The organism is Mycobacterium sp. IDR2000157661 (assembly GCF_022317005.1).
In the GTDB taxonomy this organism is placed as follows: Bacteria; Actinomycetota; Actinomycetes; order Mycobacteriales; family Mycobacteriaceae; genus Mycobacterium.
Map to the genome: position 1 here is coordinate 4091019 of NZ_CP081006.1, position 16715 is coordinate 4107733.

A 16715-nucleotide genomic window follows, 5' to 3' on the forward strand; every position below is an offset into this window, starting at 1 on the left:
TCACGGGTGGCCCTTGCGGCGACCGAATGCGGTCGGCCGATCCGTCCAGGGGGCGTCGACGGGACGCAGTGCCGCCGTGTCCCTGACGGCCTGAGCGGCCAAGATACCGCCTGCGGCAAGCGAATTGACGATCTCGCCGGAGAGCACCATGCGCACTGCGTCCGCGAGCGGGAACCACTTGACGATCAAGTCGGCTTCCTCGTCGCGGGCAGTGGGCCGGCCCACCTGGCTCAACCCGGTAGCCAGGTAGATGCGCACACTCTCGTCGCTGAAGCCGGGCGCCGAGTCCAGATCGACCAACACACGCCAGTCCGTCGCCGACAGCCCGGCCTCCTCCTCCAGTTCGCGGGCGGCGGTGACTTGCGGCGGCTCACCGCCGAGGTCGAGCAGCCCTGCCGGGAGTTCCCAGAGCCGTCGACCGAACGGATGACGGTACTGGTAGACCAGCGCGATGTTGCGCTCGTCGTCCATCGCCAGCACGGCCACCGCGCCGTAGTGCTCGACGACCTCGCGCCGGGCGACGTTGCCGCCGGGCATGCGGACGTCGTCGGCGCGCAGCGCGAAGATCTTGCCGACGTAGATGGTTTCCGATGAGACCGTCTCGAAGTCGTGCTCAGCCACGGGTGGCGGGCTCTTGCAGCAGTTGCCCGACCTGGTCGGGATGCTCCACCCCGTTCGACCGCTGTTCGGGAATGTCCATCCCCGGCAATCGCTCCTCGGCTTTGTAGGTCAGCGCCGCACCGACGAACGAGACGAACAGCGGATGCGGCCGGGTGGGCCTGCTCTTGAGTTCGGGGTGCGCCTGCGTGCCGACGATGAACGGGTGCACGTCGTCGGAGTATTCGACGAACTCGACGAGGTGGCCGTCCGGCGACGTCCCGGAGAATCGGAGACCGCTCTCGGCGATGCGCTCACGATAGAGGTTGTTGACCTCGTAGCGGTGTCGGTGCCGCTCGGACACCTCCGTCGTGCCGTAGGCCCGTGCCACGATCGAATCCTCTTCGAGCACCGCCGGATAGGCGCCGAGCCGCATGGTGCCGCCGAGGTCGGCCTCGCCGGCGACGGCGTCGCGCTGGTCGGCCATCGTCGAGATCACCGGGTCGGGGGTCTGCGGGTCGAACTCCGCGGAGTTGGCCTCGGTGATGCCCACCGACCTGGCCGCCTCGATGACGATGCACTGCAGCCCCAGGCACAGCCCGAGCACCGGCAGCCCCCGCTTGCGCGCGTACTGGATGGCCCCGATCTTGCCTTCGATGCCCCGGATGCCGAAGCCGCCGGGGATCAGCAGGCCGTGCACGTCGGACAACTCGGCGGCGGCGGCGGTGTCGGTTTCGCAGTCGTCGGAGGCGACCCAGCGCATCTCGACCTTGGCGCGGTGCTTGAACCCGCCGGCGCGCAGCGCCTCAGCTACCGACAGGTAGGCGTCGGACAGGTCGATGTACTTGCCCACCAGCGCGATTCGAACCGTCTCGTGCGGTTCGTGCACCCGCTGCAGCAGATCGTTCCACTGCGTCCAGTCGACGTCGCGGAACGGCAGGTTGAGCCGGCGCACCACGTAAGCGTCGAGTTCCTCACGGTGCAGCACCCTGGGGATGTCGTAGATCGACGGCGCGTCCGGGGTGGAGATGACGCCGTCGACGTCGACGTCGCACATCAACGCGATCTTGTTCTTCAGCGGTTCGGGAACGTCGCGGTCGCAGCGCAGGATCAACGCATCCGGTGTGATACCGATGCTGCGCAGCGCGGCCACCGAGTGCTGCGTCGGCTTGGTCTTCAGTTCGCCCGAGGGCGCCATGTAGGGCACCAGCGAGCAGTGCAGGAAAAAGCAGTTCTCGCGGCCGACCTCGTGGCGCACCTGGCGCGCGGCTTCGAGGAACGGCAGCGATTCGATGTCGCCGACCGTGCCGCCGATCTCGGTGATCACCACGTCGGGGCGGTGACCGTCGGCGTCGGGGGCCGCCATCGCCAGCACGCGGTTCTTGATCTCGTCGGTGATGTGCGGGATGACCTGAACAGTGTCGCCGAGGTACTCGCCGCGGCGCTCCTTGGCGATCACAGACGAATACACCTGACCGGTCGTCACATTCGCCGATCCGGACAGGTTGCGGTCGAGGAAGCGCTCGTAGTGGCCGACGTCCAGGTCGGTCTCGGCGCCATCCTCGGTGACGAACACCTCACCGTGCTGGAACGGGTTCATGGTGCCGGGGTCGACGTTGAGGTAGGGGTCCAGTTTCTGCATCGTCACCTGCAGGCCCCGCGCGGTCAGCAACTGTCCCAGGCTCGACGCGGTGAGCCCCTTGCCGAGTGAGGAGACCACGCCGCCCGTCACGAAGAGGTGCTTGGTGGCCGTTTGCGGGTGCTTGCGTAGCGGCTTCATGTGGCCGGGCAAGGGCAACCTCCGTGACGACGGGCAGGGCTTACTTTTCTAGGCCGGTTCCTAGCTTCGGGGCCTGCCGACCCACGGAACCCCACCCTAACACCGACACCGACAAGGCGTCGGTGCCGCGCCGTGCGGCCCGCACGGGGCAGGTTCTCAGCGGAACCCTACTGGGGGACCGTCACCGACGTCGCACCCTGCCCGATGCCGTACTTGCCGGGCTTGCCGCCGTTGATCAGGTCGCTCAACGCCAGTGCCGCGGTGATGCGGCCGGACTCGATGCCGACGTCGTCGACGGTGCTGACCGCTGAGGACAGCGCGGCGTCCGATCGGGCCACCGCGACCGCCGCGGTGCCCGAGGCCGAGCCGTCACGGCCGGCCAGCACGGTGCCGGACCCGTGCGGCGCCATGCCCACGGCGAACCGCGCGACCGTGGACCCGCGATTGCCGGCATCGTCGCCGAGCGCCCCACCGGTCACGATCAACGCGGTGTTCGCCGCCCCCACCCGCTGGTCGCCGTAGGCGATGAAGCCCGTATCTCGCAGGGTGGCCAGCACGGTTTCGCGCTGCACGTCGTCGACGCCCTGTGCCTTGGGATCCTTGTCGATCAGCAATGCGATGCCCAGCAGGTCGCCGGCCTGCGAGCCCTGATCCACCGATGTCGTGCTCAGCTGCTTGCCCGCGGGCACGATGGGCGAGTTCACCACCGACAACAGCTTCTCGGCGGCATTGGCGTCGACGAACTGCTGGGTCAGCTCCACCGTTCCGGTCACCGTACCGCCGGCCTGCCCGACCAGCCGGGTCATCGCCTCGACGTCATCGTCGGCGGCATCCGGAGTGCGGAACAACACCACCGATTTGTCCACCAGCGTCTCGCGCAGAATCCGGGGCGCCATCTGGGCATCGAATTCGTCTGCTGCGGTCAACTTCTCGTTGAGCGCGTTCTTGTCTTCGGTCAGGGTGTTGATCTGATCCTGCAGTTGGTGCTTGTCGTCGCGTAGCCCGGACAGCACGGTGTTGGACAACATGCCCGACCCCAATGCGACGCCGATGGCCAGGGCAAGAAAGACCGCAGCCAGCGAGATCGCATGTGTGCGTAACGAAATCATGTGCTCAGCCCCTACGGCCTAGGTGACCCAGCCCTGGACCCACAGCGAGAAGCGGTTCCAGTAGTCGACGACCCAGTCGAGCAACGTCGCATCCACGCGTGCCACCCACAGCGCGACGATCACCGCCACAAGCATCGCGAGCACCAACAGTGCGATCGCTCCTCCGGAGACCCGGCTGCGGTACAGCGTCGCAACGGCTTTCGCATCGACGAGTTTCTCGCCGACCTTCAGCCGGGTAAGGAATGTCGACGGGTTGCTCTGCTGGCGGGATCGGTCGAAGAACTCCTCGATGCTGGCGGTGTGGCCGGCGGTTACGATCAGCGACGCGCCGTGGTGGTCGCACAGCAGCAGGGCAAGATCGGCAGCCGAACCGGCGGCGGGGAACGTCATCGCGCCGACACCCAGGTCCTGGATTCGTTCCAGTCCGGCCGCATGCCCGTCGGCGTCGGCGGGCAGCACCACCTGCGCACCGCAGCGCAGCACCTCCGCGCTGATCTTGTCCGGGTCACCGACGATGAGCTGCGGGCGGTAGCCGGCCTTGCGCAGCACGTCGGCACCGGTGCCCACGCCCACCAGCACCGGCTGATACTCCTTGATGAACGGCTTGAGCGCTTTGAGGTCGACGGCGGCGTTGGCGTCCTCGGCGACGATGACGACGTGACGGCGGTTGAGGTCGATCTCGATGTCGGGGATCCCGATGCCGTCGATGAGCAGCGGGCTCTCGCTGCGGATGAACTCGATGGTGTTGCCTGCGAACGCCTCGAGATGCGCGACCAGGCCGCTCTTGGCCTCGTGCATCAGCTCGTGGATCTCGTGGTCGGTGCGTTCGACGCCGGAGATCAGGCGTCGGTCCCCGGAGTAGACGCCGCCTTCGTGCAGGCGCACCCGCGCGCCGTCCTTGACCTTCTTGAACAACTCCGGACCGGTGTCGTCGATCAGCGTGATGCCGTTGGCGACGAGCACCTCGGGGCCCAGGTTCGGGTAGCGCCCCGAGATCGACGGGGAGGCGTTGACGACAGCCGTGACCCCGGCTTCGACGAGCGCATCGGCGGTGATCCGGTCGAGGTCCAGCGCGTCGATCACGACGATGTCCCCTGGGCTGATGCGTCGCAGCAGCCGATCGATGTCGCGATCCACACGGGCGGTGCCGGTGATGCCCGGCCGTGAATTGGCATTGCGGGAGAGCAGTGCTGACATCTTCATGCCGCGATTTTGTCGAGATGAGGCCGTCAACCGGTGGAGGCGCGCCGTAACAGGAGCCTCAGAAGTATCAGCTGTAACATCTGCACCAGGTACTGGGGACCTCTGATCTGGGCTCAGGCGCGATCGGTGTGTGCCTCGAACAACTCGACGAGGTTGCCGGACGGGTCGAGCGCCAGTGCCTGTCGGCCGCCGCGCCCGGTGATGACTTCGCCGCGAAATGGCACACCCGCCTCGGACAGCGCTGCGACCGAATCGTCAAGGTTGTCGACCTGCAACTGGATTCGATTCCAGCCGCCCGGGATCGGCTGACTGCCGTCGCTGACGGTCTGCCCTGCGCCCCCGCCACCGCCGGGCGAGTTGACCAGCAGGCGCAAGGGTCCTCGGCGCAGCATGGCAAATCCCGGCCCGGGTCTCATGGCCACTTCGAAGTCGAGCAGTGAGGTGTAGAAGTCGACCGCAGCGTCGACGTCGTCGACGATGTAGCGGACGCTGAAGCGGGACATAAGCGCACCTCCTGCGAGTTATGATACATCTGTGTCCCAGACTTGTCAGCGCGATCCGCGCGCCGAACACTCACGACGGGCCATCTGCCGTGCGGCCCTCGACGAGTTCGCCGAGGTCGCCTACACGGGCTTTCGCATGGAGGCGGTCGCCGCGCGCGCCGGTGTCGGACGCAGCACGCTGTACCGGCACTGGCCGGACAAGGTGGCGTTGGTCGCCGATGCACTCGAGACGTTGAACGTCCAACCGGATCCCGGTCGTGCCGTGACCACGGCGACTGCCCGTCAGCAGGTCGAGGTGCTGCTGCGCCACCTCGCTGGGGCACTGACCGATTCCCCTGTCGGACGGTGTATTCCAGCGTTGATCCACGCAGCCGAAGCCGAACCGGCCGTCCGGGATTTCCTTCGCGCCTACTCGGCACAGCGGCGTCAGCGATTGACCGACACGATCGCCACCGGTGTCGCCTGCGGCGAGTTTCCGCAGGATGTCGACCCCGATGCGGCGGCTACCGCGCTGTCTGGCGCTCTGTTCTACCGGCGAGTCGTCACGGCGCACGCTGTGGACGCGGAGTTCCTGCGCCAGCTGATGGACACCGTGCTGGGACGTTAGCGGCCTTCGGTGCGGTCCGCCCGGGCCGCGTCGAGGAGTTCGCGCGCGTGGGCCCGGCCGCTGTCGGACTCCCCCAGGCCGGCCAGCATCCGCGCGAGTTCGGCGACGCGTTCGTCGTCATCGAGGCGACGCACGCCGCTGGCCTTGCTCTTGCCGCCGCTCGTGACCGCCAGATGGACATCGGCGTAGGCGGCCACCTGCGGGAGATGAGTGACCACGATGACCTGATGCGTTCGGGCCAGTCGAGCCAGGCGGCGCCCGATCTGCACCGCCGCCCGCCCGCCCACTCCGGCGTCGACCTCGTCGAAGACCATGGTCGTACCTTCGGCCGACGCGGCGAGGACGACCTCGAGGGCAAGCATGACGCGCGAAAGCTCACCACCGGATGCGCTCTTGTTCAGCGGCAGCACATCGGTGCCGTGGTGTGCGGCGAAGCCGAACTCGACGCTGTCGACGCCGTCATGGCCGGCGTGCACGGCTTCGCCGGAGGCGATCTTGACCGGTGCGGAATCGTCGGCCCTCGCATATAGCGGGCCGACCGACACGGTGAACTGGGCGTCGGCCATGGCCAGGCCAGCCAGTTCGGCGGTGACGGCTTTGGACAGCCCCTTCGCTGCTTTGGTCCTGGCCTTGGTCAGATCGGCGGCGGCGGCGACGACCTTGCTTTCCAATTCGTCGACGCGGCGGCCCAGTTCGGCGAGGGTCTCCTCGGACACGTCGAGCTGAGCCAGACGATCCCGCGACTGACCAGCCCACGCGAGGACGCCGTCGATGTCTGGCGCGTACTTGCGGGTGAGTGTGCGCAGCTCGGCCTGTCGGGCCAGCTTTGTCTCCAGCGCGCTCGCGTCGCTGGGCAATCCGGACAGGAACGCCCCGAGGTCGCCGCTCACGTTGCCGATCACGGCGAGCGCCTCGGTGAGTTGTTCGGCCATCGCCGTGAGTGCGGTGTCCCTTGCCGATTCCAGCGCGGACTTCGCTTGGGCCACAGCGTGAGCCGCCGAGGCCGACTCGGGTGACGGGTCGTCCGGGCCCGCCAGCGCCGTCCGGGCGACATGCGCCGCTTCACGCAACGCGTCGAGCTCGGACAGCCGCCGGATCTCGGCGACGAGCGCGTCGTCCTCGCCGGGTTGCGGCGCCACGGCGTCGATCTCGTTGAGTCCGAACTTGAGCAGATCAGCTTCCTGGGTCAGCTCCCTGGCCCGCTGTCTGCGGTCGAGCAGGTCGCGACGCGCCGCGAACCAGTGCTCACGTGCGGCCCGGTACCTCGTGAGCTGTGTCTCCACGTCGGCGAATCGGTCCAGCGCTCCGCGTTGTTCGTCGGGGCGCATCAACCTCAGCTGGTCGTTCTGGCCGTGCACCGCCAGCAGTTCGGCGGTGAATGTGCTCAACGACTTCGCGGGTACGCTACGCCCGCCGAGGTAGGCGCGCGAGGGGCCGTCGCGGCTGACGGAGCGGGCGGCGATCACGCTGCCGTCGTCGTCGCGGTCGGCACCCGATGAGTCGAGGATCTCGTCGATGACCGATCCGCCGTCGAGTTCGGTTGTGGTGAAACGACCTTCGACGACCGCGCGGTCGGCGCCCGAGCGTACCCGGCTTGCGTCGGCACGCGCTCCGCCGAGCAGATGCAGGCCGGTGACGACCATGGTCTTGCCCGTGCCGGTCTCACCGGTCAGCACCGTGAAACCGCGGTCGAACTCGGCCGTCGCGGTGCTGATCGCGCCCAGGGACTCGATGCGGATCTCGGATAGCACTACTGTCCGCGCCACCCCGTGACCGGCAACCGGAACTTGCGCACGAGGCGGTCGGTGAACGGCGCGCTGTCGAGCCGGATCCACTTCACCGGGGTGCCGCAGCGCGTCACCTCGAGCCGGCCGCCCGCGGGCACGGTCATCTCCCGTCGGCCGTCACAGAACACCAGCGCATCATGACCGTCGGCTTCCACCTCGATCGCGATTGCGGCGTCGGGACTGGTGACCATCGGCCGGGCGAACAGGGCGTGCGCATTGTTGGGCACCACCAGGATCGCCTCCAGGTCAGGCCACACGATCGGTCCGCCCGCGGAGAACGCCCAAGCGGTAGATCCGGTAGGCGTCGCGACCAGCACGCCGTCACATCCGAATGACGACACCGGCCTGCCGTCGACCTCGAGCACGGCGCCAAGCACGCCCAGCCGCGGGCCCTTCTCCAGGCTGGCCTCGTTCAACGCCCAGCCACGGTCGACGATAGAACCCTTCACGCGCACGACCACGTCGAGCGTCATGCGTTCCTCGACGCGGTAGTCCCGGTTGACGACGTGGTCGAGCACGGTGTCGATCGAATCGGCCTCGGCCTCGGCGAGAAACCCGATCCGTCCGAGATTGACGCCCAGCACCGGGATTTCGACATTGCGCGCCAGTTCGGCCGCCCTCAAGAAGGTGCCGTCGCCACCGAGCACGAGAACCAGCTCGCAACCCTCGGCGGCCTGCTCGTCGGCGTCGACCACCTCGGTTTCGACTCCCAGCGCCCGCACATCGTCGGGTGAGAGGCGCACCGGACCGCGGTCGACCGCTTCGGCCGACAGAACTCTCAGCCGAATACCGTTGTCCTCGAGTACCTTCTGCACTCGTCGAGCCACCTCGGTGGCTTCCTCGCGGCCGGTGTGCACCACGAGCAGGATGGTGCGATCGGCGGTCATTGCGGTCCCTCCGCGACCGCGCGGCGCACCGCCTGCTCGAGCGCCTCGCCCTGCGCAGGCGTCTGGGTGCGCGCACGCAGTCGCAGGAAGTATTCGACGTTGCCGGACGGTCCGGGCAGCGGACTCGCGGTGACGCCGACGGTATGCCAGCCCAGTGCTGACGCCCGCTCCGCCACCGTGTGCACGGCCTCCGCGCGCAGGTCCGGAGCGGAGACGACGCCACCGGCGCCGACGCGGTCCTTGCCGACCTCGAACTGCGGCTTCACCATCGGAACGATATCGGCGTCCGGTGATGCGCATGCGATCAGCGCAGGCAGCACCGTGGACAGCGAGATGAACGACAGGTCGGCGACCACGAGATCCACCGGCCCGCCGACGGCTTCGGCGGTCAGATCGCGCACATTGGTGCGCTCCAACACCGTCACCCGCGGGTCGGTGCGCAGCGCCCAGGCGAGTTGGCCGTACCCGACATCGACGGCTACCACCTCACGCGCGTCCCGGTCGAGCAGGACTTCGGTGAACCCGCCGGTCGAGGCCCCGGCATCGAGACAGCGCCGCCCGTGCACCGTCAACGCGAAGGCGTCCAGCGCACCTATCAACTTGTGTGCGCCCCGAGACACCCAGGAGCGTTCGTCGGCGCCCTCGACGGTCAGCGCCGCCGTGACCGCGACCGCGGTGGCGGGCTTGGCCGCAGGCATCCCGTCGATGTTCACCCGGCCGGCGCCGATCAACTCGGCGGCCTGCTGACGGGAGCGGGCCAGACCGCGCCGCACCAGTTCGGCGTCCACTCTCGCGCGCCGCGCCACGAATCAACCCTTCTCGACCGACTCGAGTGCCTGCACCAGCACGTCGTGGGCTTCCTCCAGTCGCGCCGCGATGATCTCGATCTCGGCGTCGGCCAGGTCTTCGAACCCTGAGCCTTCCTGCGCGGGGTCGGGCAGATCAGCCAACAACTCCGCGATGCGTGCGCGAATCTGTTCGGGGTCGGTAGTCATATCGGTGTTCACGCTAGTCGATTGGGCACGTCACGCACCGACCACCGCTGTAAGGCCTGTTGGGCGGTGTGGTCACCGGCGCGCAGGATCAACGCCGCGGCGTCGCCGCCGGCGCTCCAGACGGCGCTGGCCGTGGCGCGCACCACCGACATCGGATCATCGGCGTGCTGGCCGGTGGAATGCACAACGGCCGTCTCTCGATCGACCTCGACGTGCCAGGCCGGATGCGGGCCGATGCGAAGCGCCTCGGCCGGTGCGTACAGGGACCGCAGATCGGCGGCCACGTAGGTCGGTCGCTCCGATGCCGCGGCGCGGATCATGTCCTCGGCGGTGCTCACCCCGGTGAGCACCAGCAGGCTCGGGAGCCCTGCGGCGTTGGCGCCTGCGATGTCGGTGTCGAGACGGTCACCGACCACCAGCGGAGCGCCGAACCGACCGCGCGCCAGCGCGTCGTTCAGCAGCGTCGGCTGCGGCTTGCCGGCGACCTGCGGCTCACGGTCGGTCGCGGCACGCAGGGCCGCCACCATCGAGCCGTTGCCGGGCAGCAGTCCGCGCTCCGATGGCAGGGTGCGGTCGACGTTGGCCGCCACCCAGAGGGCGCCGTTTCGGATCGCCAGCGCCGCTTCGGCGAGGTCCGCCCAACCGGTCTGCGTGGAGTGGCCCTGCACGACGGCGACGGGCTCCTCCGACCAACGTCTGACGGGTTCGAGCCCGACCCGCACGACCTCGGCGGCCAGCGCATCGGTGCCGACCACGAGCACCACCGACGCGGCCGGTAACTGGGCGGCAAGCAGATTGGCGGCGCTCTGCGCGCTGGTGACCACGTCGGCGGGCTCGGCGGTGAACCCCAACGTGTGCAGATGTTCGGCAACTTCAGCCGGTCCGCGCGAGGCGTTGTTCGTGACGTAGAGCGTGCGGGCGTCGATGGTCGCCAACGTCTCGAGGGCACCGTCGGTGGCCTGTTGTCCGCGAAAGACCGTCCCGTCGAGGTCGAGCAGAAGGCAATCGTGTTGTTGCGCAAGCGTGCTCACCTCAGGTGAGCTCCGTGATGCGCTCTTCGGCATCGGTGACGCCCTCGACGTCGGCGGCCGCGGCGTTGAGGAACCACTGCAGCGCGTCCTGACCGCGACCCAGGACAAGCAGGGTTTCGGCGTAGGCGTAAAAGAGCCGGGCGGCCGTCTGGCCGGTTCGTCTCGGATCCAGCTGCGGCGTTGACAGGACGGCCAGCGCCTGCTCGTGCTGGCCCAGGTCGGAACGGGCGCCGGCCACCACCATCCGTAGTTCGTCGGCGTCATCACCGGTGAGCTGCGCGGCTTCGGGACTGCGCGCCAGCTCGACCGCCCGTTCGGGACGGCCGACGCCGCGCTCACAGTCGGCGATCAACGCCAGCAGCGACGACTTGCTGCCCAGCCGGCGGGCGGCGCGCAATTCGGCGAGAGCCTGCGCCCAGTCGCCGCACTGATAGGCGGCGATGCCAACGGCTTCCCGCACGGCGGCGATCCGGCCCGACCGCGCGCGAGCGGCTCGGGCATGCTCGAGCGCGGCCTGAGGATCGTCGTCGATCAGCTCACCGGCCGCGACCAGATGCTTGGCGACGAAGTCGGCCGTGAATCGGTCCAAGGTGGTGAGCTCGCCACGGATGTCAGGTGAGAGTTGCTTGGCCTCAACGCCTTCCGGCAGCGGCGGGCCCTCAAGCTGTCGCGCCTCGGTAGCGGGTTTCGGCTGCGACCGGCGAGCCCGGTTCGGACCCGACGAGCGCGGCGCCGAACGCTGCGGGCGGCCGTCGTCGCCGCCCCTTCTGTCCTGAGCCACATCTGCCTTTCTACCCCATGACGCGACAGGTGAGAATTCGAATTGAATTCACGCCAAATAGAATTACCCCCCACGAAATTGTGGGGGGTAATCCTAATGTGTGTTCGGCGGTGTCCTACTTTTCCACCCGGGTTGGGTAGTATCATTGGCGCTGGCAGGCTTAGCTTCCGGGTTCGGGATGGGTCCGGGCGTTTCCCTGCCGCTATTGACCGCCGTAACTGTATTCACTTGTTTTCAAGTGCCCACCTTTGTGTGTGGTGGGGGGTTTTGTGTGCCCTGGTGTTTCGATGGTGGTGGGGTGTGGGTTTGTGTGGGTTGTGGTTGCGGTGTTTGTGGTAAGTTTTCGGCCGGTTAGTGCCAGTTCCCTGCGCCCATTGCTGGGTGTGTAGGTCTGGTCTATCGATCCCGTGTTCTGCGGGGGGCCTTATCCCACTTGATGGGTGAGAAGCCTGGTCTTGGAGGGGGTTTCCCGCTTAGATGCTTTCAGCGGTTATCCTGTCCGAACGTGGCTATCCAGCGGTGCCCCTGGTGGGACAACTGGTGTACCAGAGGTTCGTCCGTCCCGGTCCTCTCGTACTAGGGACAGGTTTCCTCAAGCTTCTGACGCGCGCGGCGGATAGAGACCGAACTGTCTCACGACGTTCTAAACCCAGCTCGCGTGCCGCTTTAATGGGCGAACAGCCCAACCCTTGGGACCTGCTCCAGCCCCAGGATGCGACGAGCCGACATCGAGGTGCCAAACCATCCCGTCGATATGGACTCTTGGGGAAGATCAGCCTGTTATCCCCGGGGTACCTTTTATCCGTTGAGCGACACCCCTTCCACTCGGGGGTGCCGGATCACTAGTCCCGACTTTCGTCCCTGCTTGACGTGTAGGTCTCGCAGTCAAGCTCCCTTGTGCACTTACACTCAACACCTGATTGCCGTCCAGGTTGAGGGAACCTTTGGGCGCCTCCGTTACTTTTTAGGAGGCAACCGCCCCAGTTAAACTACCCGCCAGGCACTGTCCCTGAACCGGATAGACGGTTCGAGGTTAGAGGCCCAATACGATCAGAGTGGTATTTCAACAGCGACTCCACCCACACTGGCGTGCGGGTTTCACAGTCTCCCACCTATCCTACACAAACCGTATCGAGCACCAATACCAAGTTGTAGTGAAGGTCCCGGGGTCTTTTCGTCCTGCCGCGCGTAACGAGCATCTTTACTCGTAATGCAATTTCGCCGAGTCTATGGTTGAGACAGCTGAGAAGTCGTTACGCCATTCGTGCAGGTCGGAACTTACCCGACAAGGAATTTCGCTACCTTAGGATGGTTATAGTTACCACCGCCGTTTACTGGGGCTTAAATTCTCCGCTTCACCCTCGAAAGGGTTAACGGGTCCTCTTAACCTTCCAGCACCGGGCAGGCGTCAGTCCGTATACCTCGTCTTGCGACTTCGCACGGACCTGTGTTTTTAGTAAACAGTCGCTTCTCACTGGTTTGTGCCACCCCCTGCCGCTGCCGGCCGCGAAGGCCTTGACGGTGTGGGGGTCCCCCTTCTCCCGAAGTTACGGGGGCATTTTGCCGAGTTCCTTAACCATAGTTCACTCGTACGCCTCGGTATTCTCTACCTGACCACCTGTGTTGGTTTGGGGTACGGGCCGTGTATGCGCTCGCTAGAGGCTTTTCTCGACAGCATAGGATCACCGAATTCGCCTCACTCGGCTATGCATCACCTCTCAGGATATGTGAAACCCGGATTTGCCTAGGTCTCTCCCTACAGGTTTGCCCCAGTATTACCACTGACTGGTACGGCTACCTTCCTGCGTCACCCCATCGCTTGACTACTACCCACACGGGTCCCACGCAGCGGAGAAACCCCGCACCCCGAAGGGATTGGTGGCTTCTCGTTTGGGTGGTTAGCGGTGTGGATTCGTCAGGGACGCTCATACACGGGTACGGGAATATCAACCCGTTGTCCATCGACTACGCCTGTCGGCCTCGCCTTAGGTCCCGACTCACCCTGGGCGGACTGGCCTGGCCCAGGAACCCTTGGTCTTCCGGCGGGCAAGGTTCTCACTTGCCTTATCGCTACTCATGCCTGCATTCTCACTCCCCCACCCTCCACAGCCAGATCACTCTGCTGCTTCGCTAGATGAGGGACGCTCCCCTACCCAACCCCATGTCATGCATGGAATTGCCGCGGCTTCGGCGGTGTGCTTGAGCCCCGCTACATTATCGGCGCACAATCACTTGACCAGTGAGCTATTACGCACTCTTTCAAGGGTGGCTGCTTCTAAGCCAACCTCCTGGTTGTCTTCGCGACTGCACATCCTTTTCCACTTAGCACACGCTTAGGGGCCTTAGCCGGCGATCTGGGCTGTTTCCCTCTCGACGCACGGAGCTTATCCCCCGCCGTCTCACTGCCACACTTTCACTTGTCGGCATTCGGAGTTTGGCTGACGTCAGTAACCTAGTAGGGCCCATCGGCCATCCAGTAGCTCTACCTCCAACAAGAAACATGCGACGCTGCACCTAAATGCATTTCGGGGAGAACCAGCTATCACGGAGTTTGATTGGCCTTTCACCCCTACCCACAGCTCATCCCCTCAGTCTTCAACCTAAGTGGGTTCGGGCCTCCACGCGGTCTTACCCGCGCTTCACCCTGGCCATGGGTAGATCACTCCGCTTCGGGTCCAGAACACACCACTACACACGCCACTGCTGACGTGATACGCCCTATTCAGACTCGCTTTCGCTGCGGCTACCCCACCCGGGTTAACCTCGCGACATGTCCCTGACTCGCAGGCTCATTCTTCAAAAGGCACGCCATCACCCCACCCCGAAGGGAAGGCTCTGACGGATTGTAGGCACACGGTTTCAGGTACTCTTTCACTCCCCTCCCGGGGTACTTTTCACCATTCCCTCACGGTACTAATCCGCTATCGGTCACTGGGAAGTATTCAGGCTTACCGGGTGGTCCCGGCAGATTCACAGCAGATTCCACGGGCCCGCTGCTACTCGGGGACACTGTGACAACAGATGATGAGTTTTCGTCGACGGGGCTCTCACCCTCTACGGCAGACCATCCCAGGCCACTTGAACTAACACACCATTTTCTCACTGCTGCTCTCCTCGGCGGAGGAAAGAACACAGACCCCACAACACCGCACACACAACCCCGCCGGGTATCACATGCACACGGTTTAGCCATCCTCCGCTTTCGCTCGCCACTACTCACGGAATCACAATTGTTTTCTCTTCCTACGGGTACTGAGATGTTTCACTTCCCGCGTTCCCCCAACGCCTATACATTCAGCGTTGGGTGACACGACATCACTCGTGCCGGGTTTCCCCATTCGGACATCCTCGGATCCACGCTCGGTTGACAGCTCCCCGAGGCATAACGCAGCCTCCCACGTCCTTCATCGGCTCCCAGTGCCAAGGCATCCACCATGCGCCCTTAAACACTTACACACAAACATTTCTAGAAGAAATTGCAAAGACACGACACCACAGCAACCCCGCCACCAAAAGCAACGGAGCCCTCCGGCATCTGTCTAGATGCTCGCAACCACTATCCACAAATCAAACACCACACCCCACCACCAAAGACAGGGCGACAACCAGTCCCATCTCCGGTTTCCCACACTCGGGACGAAGAGATAGCGGGCTTGTTGTCTCAAAGCCCAATAGTGTGTCTGGCAACCCCTCACCGGCTCGATCACTCGAAACCCATAACCGGCGAAACTGTTTGTCGTGCACCCAGCCGGCGCCACTACAGCCACCGACTCCTCACGGCTCGACCAGAACCCAATGTCCCGATCTTTTCGTGGTGCTCCTTAGAAAGGAGGTGATCCAGCCGCACCTTCCGGTACGGCTACCTTGTTACGACTTCGTCCCAATCGCCGATCCCACCTTCGACGGCTCCCTCCCACAAGGGGTTAGGCCACCGGCTTCGGGTGTTACCGACTTTCATGACGTGACGGGCGGTGTGTACAAGGCCCGGGAACGTATTCACCGCAGCGTTGCTGATCTGCGATTACTAGCGACTCCGACTTCACGGGGTCGAGTTGCAGACCCCGATCCGAACTGAGACCGGCTTTGAAAGGATTCGCTCCACCTCACGGCATCGCAGCCCTTTGTACCGGCCATTGTAGCATGTGTGAAGCCCTGGACATAAGGGGCATGATGACTTGACGTCATCCCCACCTTCCTCCGAGTTGACCCCGGCAGTCTCTCACGAGTCCCCGCCATAACGCGCTGGCAACATGAGACAAGGGTTGCGCTCGTTGCGGGACTTAACCCAACATCTCACGACACGAGCTGACGACAGCCATGCACCACCTGCACACAGGCCACAAGGGAACCGACATCTCTGCCGGCGTCCTGTGCATGTCAAACCCAGGTAAGGTTCTTCGCGTTGCATCGAATTAATCCACATGCTCCGCCGCTTGTGCGGGCCCCGTAAATTCCTTTGAGTTTTAGCCTTGCGGCCGTACTCCCCAGGCGGGGTACTTAATGCGTTAGCTACGGCACGGATCCCAAGGAAGGAAACCCACACCTAGTACCCACCGTTTACGGCGTGGACTACCAGGGTATCTAATCCTGTTCGCTCCCCACGCTTTCGCTCCTCAGCGTCAGTTACTGCCCAGAGACCCGCCTTCGCCACCGGTGTTCCTCCTGATATCTGCGCATTCCACCGCTACACCAGGAATTCCAGTCTCCCCTGCAGTACTCCAGTCTGCCCGTATCGCCCGCACGCCCACAGTTAAGCTGTGAGTTTTCACGGACAACGCGACAAACCACCTACGAGCTCTTTACGCCCAGTAATTCCGGACAACGCTCGCACCCTACGTATTACCGCGGCTGCTGGCACGTAGTTGGCCGGTGCTTCTTCTGCTACTACCGTCACTTGCGCTTCGTCGTAGCTGAAAGAGGTTTACAACCCGAAGGCCGTCATCCCTCACGCGGCGTCGCTGCATCAGGCTTGCGCCCATTGTGCAATATTCCCCACTGCTGCCTCCCGTAGGAGTCTGGGCCGTATCTCAGTCCCAGTGTGGCCGGACACCCTCTCAGGCCGGCTACCCGTCGTCGCCTTGGTAGGCCATCACCCCACCAACAAGCTGATAGGCCGCGGGCCCATCCCACACCGCAAAAGCTTTCCCTACCCAGCCATGCAACCAGGAAGGTGTATTCGGTATTAGACCCAGTTTCCCAGGCTTATCCCAAAGTGCAGGGCAGATCACCCACGTGTTACTCACCCGTTCGCCACTCGAGCACCCCCGAAAGGGCCTTTCCGTTCGACTTGCATGTGTTAAGCACGCCGCCAGCGTTCGTCCTGAGCCAGGATCAAACTCTCCAAACAAAACCCAAACAAAATGAGCCATTCAGAACAATCCGAACCAAGCAACCAGCACAAAACTGGTCAAAAAAACATCACACCCCTAAACGGG

General features: G+C 64.8%; 12 protein-coding genes and 3 rRNA genes. 1 reads left to right on the forward strand and 14 read right to left on the reverse strand.

Going from position 1 to position 16715, the window contains the following annotated elements:
- The 5 genes from K3G64_RS20995 to K3G64_RS21015 form a co-directional block, all read right to left on the reverse strand.
- Window positions 1-621 (reverse strand): NUDIX domain-containing protein, encoded by a 621-nt coding sequence (locus K3G64_RS20995; protein ID WP_238887034.1) that lies wholly within the window; start codon window positions 619-621, stop codon window positions 1-3.
- Window positions 614-2377 (reverse strand): CTP synthase, encoded by a 1764-nt coding sequence (locus tag K3G64_RS21000; protein WP_238950892.1) that lies wholly within the window; start codon window positions 2375-2377, stop codon window positions 614-616. The genes K3G64_RS20995 and K3G64_RS21000 overlap by 8 nt, the downstream gene beginning before the upstream one ends.
- Window positions 2378-2544: 167 nt before the next feature.
- Window positions 2545-3486, reverse strand: a complete 942-nt coding sequence (locus K3G64_RS21005; RefSeq protein WP_238887035.1) for a copper transporter — start codon at window positions 3484-3486, stop codon at window positions 2545-2547.
- A gap of 18 nt (window positions 3487-3504) precedes the next feature.
- Window positions 3505-4689, reverse strand: coding sequence for a putative cytokinetic ring protein SteA (gene steA, locus K3G64_RS21010; protein WP_238887036.1), 1185 nt, complete (start codon window positions 4687-4689; stop codon window positions 3505-3507).
- 113 nt (window positions 4690-4802) lie between these two features.
- Window positions 4803-5192, reverse strand: a complete 390-nt coding sequence (locus tag K3G64_RS21015) for a VOC family protein (RefSeq protein ID WP_238887037.1) — start codon at window positions 5190-5192, stop codon at window positions 4803-4805.
- 31 nt (window positions 5193-5223) lie between these two features.
- Here K3G64_RS21015 and K3G64_RS21020 point away from each other — a divergent pair, with 31 nt between their 5' ends.
- Window positions 5224-5799, forward strand: coding sequence for a TetR/AcrR family transcriptional regulator (locus tag K3G64_RS21020; protein WP_238887038.1), 576 nt, complete (start codon window positions 5224-5226; stop codon window positions 5797-5799).
- Here K3G64_RS21020 and recN read toward each other — a convergent pair.
- The 9 genes from recN to K3G64_RS21065 form a co-directional block, all read right to left on the reverse strand.
- Window positions 5796-7550: a DNA repair protein RecN gene (gene recN / locus K3G64_RS21025; protein WP_238950894.1), complete on the reverse strand. Its 1755-nt coding sequence runs from the start codon at window positions 7548-7550 to the stop codon at window positions 5796-5798. The genes K3G64_RS21020 and recN overlap by 4 nt on opposite strands.
- Complete coding sequence (locus tag K3G64_RS21030) at window positions 7550-8473, reverse strand: NAD kinase (RefSeq protein ID WP_238887039.1); 924 nt, start codon at window positions 8471-8473, stop codon at window positions 7550-7552. The genes recN and K3G64_RS21030 overlap by 1 nt, the downstream gene beginning before the upstream one ends.
- Entirely contained in the window at window positions 8470-9279 is an 810-nt protein-coding gene (locus K3G64_RS21035) for a TlyA family RNA methyltransferase (RefSeq protein ID WP_238887040.1), read from the reverse strand. The genes K3G64_RS21030 and K3G64_RS21035 overlap by 4 nt, the downstream gene beginning before the upstream one ends.
- Before the next feature lie 3 nt (window positions 9280-9282).
- On the reverse strand, window positions 9283-9468 hold the full coding sequence (locus K3G64_RS21040) for a hypothetical protein (protein WP_238887041.1): 186 nt from the start codon (window positions 9466-9468) through the stop codon (window positions 9283-9285).
- An 8-nt stretch (window positions 9469-9476) separates the two neighbouring features.
- Window positions 9477-10499, reverse strand: coding sequence for an HAD-IIA family hydrolase (locus K3G64_RS21045; RefSeq protein WP_238887042.1), 1023 nt, complete (start codon window positions 10497-10499; stop codon window positions 9477-9479).
- A gap of 1 nt (window position 10500) precedes the next feature.
- Complete coding sequence (locus K3G64_RS21050) at window positions 10501-11280, reverse strand: tetratricopeptide repeat protein (RefSeq protein ID WP_238887043.1); 780 nt, start codon at window positions 11278-11280, stop codon at window positions 10501-10503.
- 102 nt (window positions 11281-11382) lie between these two features.
- Window positions 11383-11497: ribosomal RNA gene (gene rrf, locus K3G64_RS21055) — 5S ribosomal RNA — on the reverse strand.
- Window positions 11498-11610: 113 nt separating this feature from the next.
- Window positions 11611-14736 (reverse strand): 23S ribosomal RNA (locus K3G64_RS21060).
- A 369-nt stretch (window positions 14737-15105) separates the two neighbouring features.
- Window positions 15106-16627: ribosomal RNA gene (locus K3G64_RS21065) — 16S ribosomal RNA — on the reverse strand.
- The 16S, 23S and 5S rRNA genes sit together here, the layout of an rRNA operon.
- Window positions 16628-16715: the final 88 nt, after the last annotated feature.